This window comes from Sphingomonas sp. 3-13AW, from assembly GCF_049311085.1.
Classification (GTDB): domain Bacteria; phylum Pseudomonadota; class Alphaproteobacteria; order Sphingomonadales; family Sphingomonadaceae; genus Sphingomonas.
This window is the reverse complement of the sequence record NZ_JASNVZ010000010.1, coordinates 130,824-143,144: the sequence shown is the minus strand read 5'-3', so window position 1 is coordinate 143,144 and position 12,321 is coordinate 130,824. Positions and strand designations below refer to the sequence as shown.

General features: G+C 68.4%; 12 protein-coding genes, 1 pseudogene and 1 riboswitch. Of the genes and pseudogenes, 7 read left to right on the top strand and 6 right to left on the bottom strand.

Features of this window, described 5'->3' with window-relative positions:
• The 4 genes and pseudogenes from QP045_RS12630 to QP045_RS12615 form a co-directional block, all read left to right on the top strand.
• A pseudogene (locus QP045_RS12630) lies at nt 1–233 on the top strand (hypothetical protein); the annotation flags it as partial.
• Between the two features lie 96 nt (nt 234–329).
• Complete coding sequence (gene ychF / locus QP045_RS12625; RefSeq protein WP_422515341.1) at nt 330–1,430, top strand: redox-regulated ATPase YchF; 1,101 nt, start codon at nt 330–332, stop codon at nt 1,428–1,430.
• A gap of 77 nt (nt 1,431–1,507) precedes the next feature.
• Nucleotides 1,508–2,758, top strand: coding sequence for an ectonucleotide pyrophosphatase/phosphodiesterase (locus QP045_RS12620; RefSeq protein WP_422515340.1), 1,251 nt, complete (start codon nt 1,508–1,510; stop codon nt 2,756–2,758).
• 40 nt (nt 2,759–2,798) lie between these two features.
• Nucleotides 2,799–3,254, top strand: coding sequence for a MaoC family dehydratase (locus tag QP045_RS12615; protein ID WP_422515339.1), 456 nt, complete (start codon nt 2,799–2,801; stop codon nt 3,252–3,254).
• Nucleotides 3,255–3,299: 45 nt separating this feature from the next.
• Here QP045_RS12615 and QP045_RS12610 read toward each other — a convergent pair whose 3' ends face one another.
• The 6 genes from QP045_RS12610 to QP045_RS12585 all read right to left on the bottom strand — a co-directional run bounded on the left by QP045_RS12610 (nt 3,300) and on the right by QP045_RS12585 (nt 9,818).
• Nucleotides 3,300–4,034, bottom strand: a complete 735-nt coding sequence (locus tag QP045_RS12610; RefSeq protein ID WP_422515338.1) for a peptidase — start codon at nt 4,032–4,034, stop codon at nt 3,300–3,302.
• Nucleotides 4,035–4,217: 183 nt separating this feature from the next.
• Nucleotides 4,218–5,789 (bottom strand): aminomethyl-transferring glycine dehydrogenase subunit GcvPB, encoded by a 1,572-nt coding sequence (gene gcvPB / locus QP045_RS12605; protein ID WP_422515337.1) that lies wholly within the window; start codon nt 5,787–5,789, stop codon nt 4,218–4,220.
• The gene (gcvPA, locus tag QP045_RS12600) at nt 5,786–7,144 is read right to left on the bottom strand and encodes an aminomethyl-transferring glycine dehydrogenase subunit GcvPA (protein ID WP_422515336.1); all 1,359 of its coding nucleotides are present in this window, start codon (nt 7,142–7,144) and stop codon (nt 5,786–5,788) included. The genes gcvPB and gcvPA overlap by 4 nt, the downstream gene beginning before the upstream one ends.
• Before the next feature lie 115 nt (nt 7,145–7,259).
• Nucleotides 7,260–7,631, bottom strand: coding sequence for a glycine cleavage system protein GcvH (gene gcvH / locus QP045_RS12595; RefSeq protein ID WP_422515335.1), 372 nt, complete (start codon nt 7,629–7,631; stop codon nt 7,260–7,262).
• A gap of 12 nt (nt 7,632–7,643) precedes the next feature.
• Nucleotides 7,644–8,831, bottom strand: a complete 1,188-nt coding sequence (gcvT, locus tag QP045_RS12590) for a glycine cleavage system aminomethyltransferase GcvT (RefSeq protein WP_422515334.1) — start codon at nt 8,829–8,831, stop codon at nt 7,644–7,646.
• A gap of 155 nt (nt 8,832–8,986) precedes the next feature.
• Nucleotides 8,987–9,089, bottom strand: a riboswitch (glycine riboswitch).
• Between the two features lie 81 nt (nt 9,090–9,170).
• Nucleotides 9,171–9,818, bottom strand: a complete 648-nt coding sequence (locus QP045_RS12585; protein WP_422515333.1) for a hypothetical protein — start codon at nt 9,816–9,818, stop codon at nt 9,171–9,173.
• A gap of 115 nt (nt 9,819–9,933) precedes the next feature.
• Between QP045_RS12585 and ispH the strand changes: the two genes are divergently transcribed.
• From ispH to rnhA, 3 genes are read left to right on the top strand one after another with little or no spacing between them, the layout of a single operon-like run.
• Nucleotides 9,934–10,905 (top strand): 4-hydroxy-3-methylbut-2-enyl diphosphate reductase, encoded by a 972-nt coding sequence (gene ispH, locus QP045_RS12580; protein ID WP_422515332.1) that lies wholly within the window; start codon nt 9,934–9,936, stop codon nt 10,903–10,905.
• Between the two features lie 4 nt (nt 10,906–10,909).
• A complete protein-coding gene (thrB, locus tag QP045_RS12575) occupies nt 10,910–11,863 on the top strand; it encodes a homoserine kinase (RefSeq protein ID WP_422515331.1) in 954 nt (317 codons plus the stop codon).
• Nucleotides 11,860–12,321 (top strand): ribonuclease HI, encoded by a 462-nt coding sequence (gene rnhA, locus QP045_RS12570; RefSeq protein ID WP_422515330.1) that lies wholly within the window; start codon nt 11,860–11,862, stop codon nt 12,319–12,321. The genes thrB and rnhA overlap by 4 nt, the downstream gene beginning before the upstream one ends.

Sequence of the window (12,321 nt, the reverse complement as noted above, 5' to 3'; positions counted from 1 at the left end):
ATCCCCGCCAGGCGCCCCCGCCGCCTCCGCCCGCGCTGGCCGAGACCGCCGCGATTGCCGCCCGCAAGGCGGAAGAGCAGGCCGAGCGCCAGCATGCCCGCAACGTGACGATGGCGACCATTGCCGGCGTCGGCATCGGCGCGGTTGCGGTCGGCGCCTTGCTGCTCCTTTCCCGCGACAGCGAAGCGCCCAAGACGGCGGCCAAGACGAAGAAGGCCGGCAAGAAAGCATAATCGCCGCGGCGGTGCCGCAGCACCCATCTGGTAAAGGGAGCCCGAACCGCCTATGCGGCGGGCTTCACCTTCACCAACGGGATCGAAGAACCGGACATGGGTTTCCGCTGCGGCATCGTCGGGCTTCCGAACGTCGGCAAGTCCACTCTTTTCAACGCGCTGACCCAGACGGCAGCGGCGCAGGCGGCGAATTATCCGTTCTGCACGATCGAGCCCAATGTCGGCAACGTCGCCGTCCCTGACGAGCGGCTGGAAAAGCTCGCGTCCATCGCGAGTTCGCAAAAGATCATCGAGACCCAGCTGGGCTTCGTGGACATCGCGGGACTGGTGCGTGGCGCCAGCAAGGGCGAGGGCCTGGGCAACCAGTTCCTGGGCAACATCCGCGAGGTGGACGCCATCGTCCATGTCCTGCGCTGCTTCGAGAACGACGACATCCAGCACGTCGACAACAAGGTCGACCCGATCGCCGACGCCGAGACGGTCGAGACCGAGCTGATGCTGTCGGACCTGGAAAGCCTGGAAAAGCGCGTCCCCAACCTCATCAAAAAGGGCCAGCAGGGCGACAAGGAGGCCAAGATCGGCGCCTCCGTGCTCGGCCAGGCGCTGGAACTGCTGCGCGAAGGCAAGCCCGCGCGCCTCACCCAGCCCAAGGACGAGGAAGAAGCGCGCGTCTTTGCCCAGGCGCAGCTGCTCACCGCCAAGCCCGTCCTCTACGTCTGCAACGTGAATGAGGAAGACGCCGCCGAGGGCAATGCGCTTTCCGCCAAGGTGTTCGAGAAGGCGGCAGCCGAAGGCGCGCAGGCCGTCGTCGTCTCCGCCGCGATCGAGGCCGAAATCGCGACGATGGAGCCTGCCGATCGCCAGGAGTTCCTGAACGACCTGGGTCTGACGGAAACCGGCCTCGCCCGCGTGATCCGCGCCGGCTACAAGCTGCTCAACCTGCTGACCTTCTTCACGGTCGGTCCCAAGGAGGCGCGTGCCTGGACCGTGGAAGCGGGCGCCAAGGCCCCGCAGGCGGCAGGCGAGATTCACACCGACTTCGAGCGCGGCTTCATCCGTGCCGAGACCATCGCCTTTGACGACTATATCGCCTGCAACGGTGAAGCCGGCGCGCGCGAGGCCGGCAAGCTGCGTCAGGAGGGCAAGGAATATGTCGTCCACGACGGCGACGTGATGCTGTTCCGCTTCAACGTCTGAGCCGTTCGCCGGCCGAAAGGCCGGCGAACCGTTGCCGCTGTCATAATCCTGCCTCTGACCGGAGCGAAGGGGGGGGCATGTTCAAGCCCCTCCTGGCCGCGTTCCTGGCCGCCGCGTCGCTCACCGCCTGCACCACCACATCTGCATCGACCGCGCCCGTTGCGCCCCCGATCCCGATCGCGGCGCCCGCGGAGGTCCGCGCGCCGGTCACGATCCTGATCTCGATCGACGGCTTCCATCCCGATTATCTGAAGCGGGGCGTGACGCCGGTGCTCTCCCGGTTGGCGGCAGAGGGGGTCACCGGGCCGATGCGTCCGTCCTTCCCGTCGAAGACCTTCCCCAACCACTGGACTTTGGTCACCGGGCTACGCCCCGACCGCCACGGCATTGTCGGCAACCGGATGGAGGATCCGGCCGACCCGAAGACCGTCTTCACCATGGCGAGCGACAATCCGGCGTGGTGGAGCGCTGCCGAACCGATCTGGGTCGCGGCCGAGAAGGCGGGCGTGCGGACGGCGACGCAGTTCTGGCCGGGCTCGAACGTGCCGCTTGGCGACGGGGTGCGCCCGTCCGACTGGCAGCAGTACAACCAGGCGATCACCACGACGCAGCGCGTCAACGGCATCCTCGACTGGCTCCGCCGCCCGGCCGAGATCCGCCCGAAGCTGCTGACGCTCTATTTCGAGGCGGTGGACAGCGCCGGCCACGCCTATGGTCCGGACTCGCCGCAAGTGAACGCGGCCGCAGCCGATGTGGACGCTGCCGTCGGTGCGCTGGTGGAGGGCCTGACGGCGTTGGGGCAGCCCGCCAATCTCGTCGTCGTGGCGGATCATGGCATGGCCGCCACCAGCACCAGCCGCGTTGTCGCGCTCGACAAGCTGGTCGACGCGAGCTTTTACCGCGTGGTGGAAGCCGGGCCCTATGCCAGCCTCACCCCCCTTCCCGGCCGCGAAGCCGCCGTGGAGAAGGCGCTGATCGCGCCGCACGAGCACATGCAGTGCTGGCGCAAGGGCGAACTCCCGGCCCGCCTCCATTATGGCAGGAACGCGCGGGTTCCCGCGATCCTGTGCCTGGCCGAAACCGGCTGGCAGGTGCTGCCGACCACCCCCGCAGAGCCGCGGAGGGGTGGCGCCCACGGCTATGACAATATGGCGCCCGAAATGGAGGCGCTGTTCATCGCCAACGGGCCCGCCTTTGCCCGCGGCGGCACCGTCCCGGCGTTCGACAATGTCGATGTCTATCCGCTGCTGCGGGACCTCATCGGCCTGCCGCAGGCGCCGGGCGTCGACGGCAGCGACACCGTGTTTCGATCCGCGCGCGCCCGCTAAGCGGCCTTGCCAGCTTTGCAGGCGCGGCTAAGGGGTCCGGATGCGCTATTTCGAAGACATTGTTGAGGGCGAAACCGCCCGCTTCGGCCGCTATGAAGTGACGCGCGAGGAAGTGCTCGACTTCGCACGCCGCTACGATCCCCAGCCCTTCCACCTGTCGGACGAGGGCGCGGCCGAAACCCACTTCGGCCGGCTCGCCGCCAGCGGCTGGCACAGCTGCGCGATGGCGATGGCGATGCTGGTCGAGGAGATGAAGGTCCACCCGCAGGCGAGCCTGGGCGCGGCCGGAGTCGATGAACTGCGCTGGCTGCGGCCGGTCCATCCCGGCGACACGCTGCGCTGCGAGACCGAAGTGCTCGAGAAGCGCGCCTCGGCCAGCCGCCCGGAGATGGGCATCCTGCGCACGCGCGTCACGCTGTTCAACCAGGACGACGTCGCGGTGCTGCGCTTCATCGCCTCCGCGCTGCTGCGGACGCGGCAGGCGCCGGCTGACTAGGGAATCGCGAATGAGGCTCCGACGGTCGCCGGAGCCTCAGATCGCCTAGCGGTTCTGGGGGCGCGGTCCGCCACCGCGATTGCCGCCGCCGTACCGCGTGCCGCCCGGCCGGCCCTGCCCGCCCCAGCGCTGCCCGCCCGGACGGCTTCCGGGCGTGTACTGGCCACCGCCACGAGGACGGGTAGCGCCGGCGTCAGGACGCGGCGGCCGCGGGGAGCCGGCCCCGGGAGTTCCCTGCCCGGGCGTGGGTCGCACCCCGTCCGGACGACCCGGGCGATCGGGCCTGCCATAGCCGGGCCGACCGTCACCGGGGCGGCCGGGACGAACGCCGGGGCGCCCGTCGCCATCGGGACGACCATAGCCCGGACGACCATAGCCGGGACGCCCATCGCCCGGACGACCGGGTCGGACCCCGGGACGGTTATTCCCAGGGCGGAAGTCGTTCCAGTTGTTGCGCGGGCGGTCCCTGCCGCGCCAGCTCTGCCGGCGCTGTTCCCAATAGCGACGCTGGTCGTTGTTCCAGCGATGCGGGCGCCGGTAGCGGTCGTAGACGTAATATCCGGTGCCCGGATAATAATAGTCGCCGTACCAGCCGAAGTAGGACGAGCCCAGGCCGGGCCCATATCCATAACCGTCATAATAGGGATCGTAATAGCCGCCCGAGCCATAGCCCAGCGACACGCCGGAGTAGCCGTAGCCACCATCGCCATAGGTGCAGGCACTGACGCCGAGGCCCGCGGCTGCCACCAGCGCGAGGGTGCGGATGCGCTTCAGAAACATGGGAATTCTCCCGAACAGATATGACCGCAACGATCGCACCAGGCGGTTGAACGGAGCGTGAACTATTCGGAACAACGTGGCCGATACTTGGCCGGTTCCAGCCGAAGGCCGATCCGGCTGATCTTGCCCAAATACTGCCGAACCTCCTCCCGGACACCGCGTCCGGGAGGAAGCGATATGCCCTTACTCGGCGGCTTCGGCGGCGGGCTGCGGCGCCCTCCAGCGCAGCACCGGCTTGCGCGCAGCCAAGGTCTCATCGAGTCGGCGACGCGGCGCGAAGTGCGGGGCGCCCTTCAACGACTGATCCCCCGCCTTGGCCCGTTCCGCCACCGAACGCAGCGCGCCGATGAACTGGTCGAGCGCCGCCTTGCTTTCGGTCTCGGTCGGCTCGATCAGCATCGCGCCATGGACGACCAGCGGGAAGTACATCGTCATCGGGTGATACCCCTCGTCGATGAGCCCCTTGGCAACGTCCAGTGTGGTAAAGCCCTCGGCAAGCCCCGCGTCCGAGAACAGCGCCTCGTGCATGCAGGGGCCGCTGCCGCCGAACGGCGCATCGAGCACGTCCTCAAGCTGGCGCAGCACATAGTTGGCGTTGAGCACCGCATCGCCCGACACCTGGTGCAGGCCGTCCGCACCGTGGCTGAGGATATAGCTCAGCGCGCGGGTGAACATGCCCATCTGGCCGTGGAAGGCGACCATGCGGCCGAAGCTGCTGGCATGATGCTCGCCCGCCGTCTCTTCCTCGACCAGGACGAAGCGATCGCCCTGCTTGTCGACGAAGGGGAGCGGCGCGAACGGCGTCAGCGCCGCCGAGAACACCACCGGCCCGGAACCCGGCCCGCCGCCGCCATGCGGGGTCGAGAAGGTCTTGTGGAGGTTGATGTGCATCGCGTCGACGCCAAGGTCACCCGGCCGCACGCGCCCGACGATGGCGTTGAAGTTCGCGCCGTCGCAATAGACATAGCCGCCCGCCGCGTGCACGGCGTCGCCGATCGCACGCATGTCGCGCTCGAACAGTCCGCAGGTGTTCGGGTTCGTGATCATCACGCCCGCCACGTCCGGCCCCAGCCGCGCCTTCAGCGCCGCCAGGTCCACGCGCCCTTCGGCAGTGGCGGGGATGTCCTCGACCTTGAAGCCGGCGAATGCAGCGGTCGCGGGGTTCGTGCCATGGGCGCTCTCAGGCACCAGGATGACCTTGCGGTTCCCCTCGCCCTTGGCCTCCAGCGCCGCCCGGATCGCAAGGATGCCGCACAGTTCGCCATGCGCCCCGGCCTTGGGGCTCATCGCCACCGAGTCCATGCCGGTCAGCGTCACCAGCCAGTGCGCGAGCTGGTGGATCACCTCCAGCGCCCCCTGCACCGTGTCGACCGGCTGTAGCGGGTGCACGTCGGCAAAGCCCGGCAAGCGGGCCATGCGCTCGTTCAGCCGCGGATTGTGCTTCATCGTGCACGAGCCGAGCGGGAACAGGCCCAGGTCGATCGCGTAGTTCTGACGGCTCAGGCGCGTATAGTGGCGCACCGCCTCCGGCTCCGACAGGCCCGGCAGGCCGATCGGCGCAGTCCGCTCCATGCCGCCCAGCCGCGACGAGGCCTGCGGCGCTTCGTCGAAGTCGACGCCGGTCACGTGGGTCGAACCGATCTCGAACAGCAACGGCTCTTCGAGCATCAGCGCGCGGTTGCCCGTGAAGGTCGCCTGCACCGCATCTTCGCCGCCGCCCATCTCCGGGCGCCAGCCGCTCTGATTGATCGTCATGCCAGCACCTCTTCGAGCTCGGTTGCGAGTGTCTCGATATCCTCGGCGGTCACCGTCTCGGTCACCGCCACCACCAGGCCGTTGGCGAGTTCCGCCGCGTCCGGATAGAGCCGGCCGAGCGACACGCCCGCCAGCACGCCGCGCTCTGCCAGGGTGCGGACCACTGGGCGCGCCTCCTTCGACAGCTTCAGCGTGAACTCGTTGAAGAAGCTGGTGTTCACCAGCTCGACGCCCGGCACCTTCGCCAGCCGGTCGGCGGCAGCCGAGGCGCGGGCGTGGTTGCTCAACGCAAGCTGGCGCAGCCCCTTCTCACCGAGCAACGTCATGTGGATCGAGAACGCCAGCGCGCACAGGCCGGAGTTGGTGCAGATGTTCGACGTCGCCTTCTCGCGGCGGATGTGCTGCTCGCGGGTCGACAGCGTCAGGACGAAGCCGCGCTTGCCCTCGGCATCCACGGTCTCGCCACACAGGCGGCCCGGCATCTGGCGCACCAGCTTGTCGGAACAGGCGAACAGGCCGACGTAGGGCCCGCCGAACTGCAGGCCGACGCCCAGCGACTGGCCCTCGCCCACGACGATGTCCGCGCCGAGATCACCGGGCGCGGCGATCGCGCCCAGCGCCACCGGCTCGGTCACCACCGCGATCAGCAGCGCCTTGTTGGCGTGCGCTGCCTCGGCGATCGGGCGCAGGTCCGGGATGCGGCCAAGGATATCGGGATACTGGACGACCACGCAGGACGTATCGCCATCGATCGCCGCGATCAGCGCGTCGCTGTCGGTTTCCGCGGTCAGCGTGGGCGCGGACGATTCCAGCACGTCGCCGGTGAACTTCGCCATGGTCTGCGCGACCGAGACATAGTGCGGGTGGAGCCCCGACGAGAGGATCGCCTTGCCGCGGCGAGTGACCCGGCGCGCCATGGTGATCGCTTCCCAGCAGGCGGTCGAGCCGTCGTACATCGACGCGTTCGCGACGTCGCAGCCGAGCAGCGTCGCTACCTGCGTCTGGAACTCGAACAGCATCTGCAGCGTGCCCTGCGCGATTTCCGGCTGATAGGGCGTGTAGGCGGTGAGATACTCGCCACGCTGGATCAGATGGTCGACGCTTGCCGGGACATGATGGCGGTAGGCGCCACAGCCCAGGAAGAACGGCGCCGCCCCCGCTGCCAGGTTCTTGGCGGCGAGCTTGGTGAGGTGGCGTTCCACGGCGAGCTCGCTCGCGTGGTTGGGGAGGCCCGGCACGGGGCCGTCGAGCCGAGCGCCCTCGGGCACATCAGCGAACAGCGCATCGACGGAGGGCGCGCCAACCGCGGCGAGCATCGCTTCGCGGTCGGGCTGAGTCAAAGGCAGGTAGCGCATGGCATTCCTTCGGGAGGTCATCCCCGGCCACCGCCGGAGCCTCACGCCGCGAGCGCGTCCCCAGGGGAAGCGCCCGCGGCCCGAGATGCCAGCCTTGGGCTGGCAGGACGTTGGGTTAGAGCTTGGCGATGAAAGCCGCGTACTTGGTCGAGTCCATCAGCCCTTCGAGCTCCGACGGATCGGACAGCGTCAGGCGGAAGAACCAGCCGTCGCCTTCCGGATCCTCGTTGACGAGCGCGGGGCTGTCCTCAAGATCGGCGTTGCCCTCAAGGACGGTGCCTGAGGCCGGCGTGTATACGTCGGACGCGGCCTTGACCGACTCAACGACCGCCGCCTCGTCACCCTTGGTCAGCTCACGGCCTTCCTCGGGAACTTCGACGAACACGATGTCGCCCAGCTGGCTCTGGGCATATTCGGTGATGCCGACCGTTGCGACGTCGCCGTCGACTTCGATCCACTCATGGTCTTCGGTGAAAAAACGGCTCATCGAGGGCGCTCCTTAGCGGACGTAGTTGTGGGCAATGAACGGCATGGGCACGACTTCGGCGCTGTGCGCCTTGCCGCGCTGGGACAGGGTGACATCGGTGCCGGGCACCGCAAGCGCGGCCGGCACATAGGCCATGGCGATCGGCGCACCGACGCTCGGGGCGAAGCCGCCGGAGGTCACACGGCCGATCGCCTTGCCGGATCCGTCGACCACGGTCGCACCCTCGCGCACCGGCTGGCGTCCATCGACCCGCAGGCCGACGCGCTTCATCTTCGGCCCCTCGGCCCGCTCTGCCAGGATGCGCTCGGCACCGGGGAAGCCCCCCTCCTCGCGGCGGCGCTTCGAAAGCGCGAAGCCCAGGTCGGCGGTCACGGGCGTGGTCTCTTCGTCCAGGTCGTGGCCGTACAGCGGCAGCCCCGCCTCCAGGCGCAGCGAGTCGCGCGCACCCAGGCCGATCGGCTTGACGCCCGGCTCGGCAGTCAGCGCATCGGCGAACGCCTCGGCAGCCTCGGCCGGCAGCGAAATCTCGCAGCCGTCCTCGCCGGTGTAGCCGGAGCGGCTGATCCACAAGGCGTGGCCCTGCCATTCGAACGCACCGGCCGTCATGAAGCGCAGCGCATCCACGCCCGGGATGAGGCGCGTGAGCGTCGCGACCGCTTCCGGTCCTTGCAGCGCCAGCAGCGCGCGGTCTTCCAGATGGTTGATGGTGATCGAGTCGGCCAGCGCCTCGCGCAGATGGCCTAGGTCCTCGTATTTGGTGGCGCCGTTCACGACCATGTAAAAGGCTTCGCCCGCCGGAGCCGGCTCACCCGCCTCGCCGAACGGATGCGATTCCGGCAAGCGCGTTACCATCAGGTCGTCGAGGATGCCGCCGTTCTCCGCGAGCAGCAACGAATAGCGCATACGGTTGGGCGCGAGCACCTGCAGGTCGCCCGGCAGCAATGCCTCAAGCGCCTGGGTCACGCCTTCACCGGTGAAAAGGAGCTGGCCCATGTGGCTGACATCGAAGAGGCCGGCGTGCTGGCGAGTCCAAAGATGCTCCGCCATGATGCCCTCGTACTGCACCGGCATCTCATAGCCGGCGAACGGCACCATCCGGCCGCCGTGGGCACGATGCCACGCGTCGAGCGGTAGCAGGGAAGGCGGCAGCACCTCGGCATCGTCCGAGTGCGCGTCGTGATTGGGTACGAGGTCGCTCATTGCGCAGTCTCCGGCAGGTCGGGCACGACGAAGACGCGGGCCTCCCCGCTGCATCGCCGCCCCCTCTGTCACGGAACCTGAGAGCTTTCGCACGCGGTTGCCGTGCTTACCCCTTCGGTGGCGCCAGTCATGCCGACGCGCTTTCCAGAGTGTCGTTGACGCGCGCGGTCCCGTTTGCCTGAGAGATTCCGGGGCGGTTGCTCCTTCGGCGGCCGCATGCGGCCTCGAAGGCCTGCGGCGCTCTCCCGCGCGTGCTCATGGCCGTTCCCGACCATCGACGTACTTGCTGTGGCTTGCACGCGTGGCCGAGTCAATCGGCCACGCACGGCCCCGTCTAAATCAGCGCGTGACGTTGTAGCGCAGCTGGTCCCGCGTCAGCTGGAAGCCGACCAGCGCCTCGAACGAGGCGTTGAGCACCGCCTGGCGCACTTCCGGGGTCGACAGCGGGTCGACTGCCGCATCCTGCGCGCCCGCCTTGCGCGGCCGCACGATCTGCTCGCGAATGTCCGCCGGCAGCGTCGCTGCGGAGCGCTGGACCACGGCGGTCGCGCTGCCCTGCGCCTGCGCGCGGGCCTCGCCCGGTGCGAAGTCCAGCGTCGCCTGGTTGATGCGCTTTGCCACCACCTGCGTTCCGCCGCGAACGACCGTCAGGAAGTACGGAAGCTGGACCTGCCGGGCACCGTCGGTACGGGTGCGGCGCGCCAGGATGTCGAAGGTTACGGTTGAGACGATGTCGTCGCCCGACTCGTTGCAGGTGGCGCGCACGTTGGTAATCGTGGCGGTCACGTCGATTGCGCTCGCCAGCTGGCTGCCGGCGGGGTCGAACAGCGTGATGTCGCCAGTTCCGGCGGGAATGCCCGTTGCCGGGCAGGCGGAGCGCACGGTCGTGATGCCGACGCCACGGGTCACGTCGATCTCGCCTTTACGGCTGCACCCCGCGAGGGCGAGGAGCGCGACAGCGGAAACAGCGAGCGTTCGGACGATCACAGGGAGGTACACCTTTCACGACGAACGGGCCGCCGCTCAAGCGCCGACCCGGACCGTCGCCAGCATAGGAAGCGCCTTTCAAGCGCGCAAGCAATCGCGTAGATGCCCGGGAGTGATGACCGACCCTGTCCTGGCGGCAACCGCCAAGCCTGTCCTCGATCTGCTGATCGCGGCCCCCCGCGGCTTCTGTGCCGGCGTCGACCGTGCGATCCGCATCGTCGAGCTCGCGATCGAAAAGCACGGCGCGCCCGTCTATGTCCGCCACGAAATCGTGCACAACAAGTTCGTCGTCGACAGCCTGCGCGCGAAGGGCGCAGTGTTCGTCGAGGAGCTGGAGGAAGTTCCCCCCGGGGTGCCGGTGGTGTTTTCCGCCCATGGCGTGCCCAAGTCCGTCCCTGCCGAGGCAGAGGACCGCGGTCTCGAATATCTCGACGCCACCTGCCCGCTTGTCTCGAAGGTGCACCGTCAGGCGGAACGGCTGGTGACCACCGGTCATCACATCCTGTTCGTCGGCCACGCCGGCCACCCGGAAGTGATCGGCACCTTCGGCCAAGTGCCGCAGGGTCAGATGACGCTGATCGAGACGGTCGAGGATGCCGAGGCGATCATGCCGATCGACCCGGCCAACCTCGCGTTCCTCACGCAAACCACCCTGTCGGTCGACGACACCGCCGATATCATGGCGACGCTCCAGCGCCGCTTCCCGGCCATCGTCGCGCCCAAGGCGGACGACATCTGCTACGCGACCTCCAACCGCCAGGCGGCCGTGAAGGCGATCGCCTCCTCGTGCGACCTTGTCCTGGTGATCGGCGCGCCGAACTCGTCCAACTCGCTGCGCCTGGTCGAAGTCGCCGAGCGTGAAGGCACGCCCGCGCACCTGATCCAGCGCGGCGCCGAAGTCGATTTCGCGTGGCTCGAAGGTGTCCGCACGCTGGGGCTCACTGCCGGCGCCTCCGCGCCCGAGATGCTGGTGCGCGAAGTCGTCGGCCGGCTTGCCGAGCGTTTCGACATTCGCGAGCGCGAGGTCGAGATGACGCGCGAGACCCTGACCTTCAAGCTGCCCCGCGGCCTCGAAGCCGCCGCCTGAGCTCATGGCCGTCTACACGCAGGTTTCGGCGGAGGCGCTTAGCGCCTTCCTAGCCCGCTATGACGTGGGGGCCCTGGTTTCGGCCAAGGGGATCGCCGAAGGGGTCGAGAATTCGAACTATCTCGTCGACACGACCCGCGGGCGGTTCATCCTGACGCTCTATGAAAAGCGGGTGGATGCGGGCGACCTGCCCTTCTTCTTCGCGATGATCGACAAGCTCGCCGACGCCGGCAGCCCGGTGCCCCGCGCACTTCCCGATCGCAGCGGCACCGTCATCCAGACACTGGAAGGCCGTCCGGCCTGCCTGATCGAGTTCCTGTCCGGCGTATCGCTCAGCCAGCCGACACCGACCCAGGCCCGAGCCGGAGGTGCTGCGATGGCGCAGATGCATGCCGCACTTACTGACTTCGCCCTGACACGTACGAATTCCATGGGCGTGGAAGCCTGGCCGCATCTGTTCGAGCAGTGCGCGCCCGGGCTCGACAGCATCCAGGCGGGCCTGCGCGATCGGGTGGGAGGCGCGCTGGACCGGGTGCTCGCCGCCTGGCCAGGGCAGCTACCCACCGGCGCCATCCACGCGGATCTGTTTCCCGACAATGTCCTGATGCTGGGCGACGAAGTCACCGGCCTCATCGACTTCTACTTCGCCTGCACGGACGTGCGCGCCTACGATCTTGCCGTGATGCACTCCGCTTGGAGCTTTGACGGGAACGGCGTTTCGCTCGCCCCGGCGGTGGGGCGCGCCCTGCTGGAGGGCTATGCCGCCGGCTTCGGTCTTTCGAGCGCAGAGCGCGCGGCGCTGCCCGTCCTTGCCGAAGGTGCCTGCCTGCGCTTCCTGCTGACGCGCGCCTGGGACTGGATCAACACGCCTGCCGATGCGCTGGTGACGCGCAAGGATCCGCTCGCCTATCTGCGGCGGCTCGACTGGTACGAGAATAACAGGAACGCCTTTTCATGACCGATCTGACCTCCGTCGAAATCTTCACCGACGGCGCGTGCAAGGGCAATCCGGGCCGCGGCGGCTGGGGCGTGGTGATCCGTTCCGGCGCGCACGAGCGCGAACTTTCGGGCGGAGAAGCGCACACCACCAACAACCGCATGGAGTTGATGGCCGCGATCGAGGGGCTGAACGCCCTCACCCGACCCTGTCAGGTGACGCTGTCGACCGACAGCCGCTACGTCATGGATGGCCTGACCAAGTGGATCCACGGCTGGCAGAAGAACGGCTGGAAGACCGCGGACCGCAAGCCGGTGAAGAATGCCGAACTGTGGCAGGCGCTGCTCGCCGCGGCCAAGCCGCACCAGATCAAATGGGTCTGGGTCAAGGGCCATGCCGGCCACCCCGAGAACGAGCGCGCCGACAAGCTGGCGAGCGACGCGGCGATGGCGGCGGGCCGGACCACCGCCGCAGCCTGA

What these genes read in the sequence shown, in the direction of transcription:
- thrB (WP_422515331.1), top strand. Translation starts at nt 10,910, where the DNA reads ATGGCCGTCTACACGCAGGTTTCGGCGGAGGCGCTTAGCGCCTTCCTA.
- gcvPB (WP_422515337.1), bottom strand. Translation starts at nt 5,789, where the DNA reads ATGACGATCAATCAGAGCGGCTGGCGCCCGGAGATGGGCGGCGGCGAA.
- gcvT (WP_422515334.1), bottom strand. Translation starts at nt 8,831, where the DNA reads ATGAGCGACCTCGTACCCAATCACGACGCGCACTCGGACGATGCCGAG.
- ychF (WP_422515341.1), top strand. Translation starts at nt 330, where the DNA reads ATGGGTTTCCGCTGCGGCATCGTCGGGCTTCCGAACGTCGGCAAGTCC.
- gcvPA (WP_422515336.1), bottom strand. Translation starts at nt 7,144, where the DNA reads ATGCGCTACCTGCCTTTGACTCAGCCCGACCGCGAAGCGATGCTCGCC.
- rnhA (WP_422515330.1), top strand. Translation starts at nt 11,860, where the DNA reads ATGACCGATCTGACCTCCGTCGAAATCTTCACCGACGGCGCGTGCAAG.
- ispH (WP_422515332.1), top strand. Translation starts at nt 9,934, where the DNA reads ATGACCGACCCTGTCCTGGCGGCAACCGCCAAGCCTGTCCTCGATCTG.
- QP045_RS12615 (WP_422515339.1), top strand. Translation starts at nt 2,799, where the DNA reads ATGCGCTATTTCGAAGACATTGTTGAGGGCGAAACCGCCCGCTTCGGC.
- QP045_RS12620 (WP_422515340.1), top strand. Translation starts at nt 1,508, where the DNA reads ATGTTCAAGCCCCTCCTGGCCGCGTTCCTGGCCGCCGCGTCGCTCACC.
- QP045_RS12610 (WP_422515338.1), bottom strand. Translation starts at nt 4,034, where the DNA reads ATGTTTCTGAAGCGCATCCGCACCCTCGCGCTGGTGGCAGCCGCGGGC.
- gcvH (WP_422515335.1), bottom strand. Translation starts at nt 7,631, where the DNA reads ATGAGCCGTTTTTTCACCGAAGACCATGAGTGGATCGAAGTCGACGGC.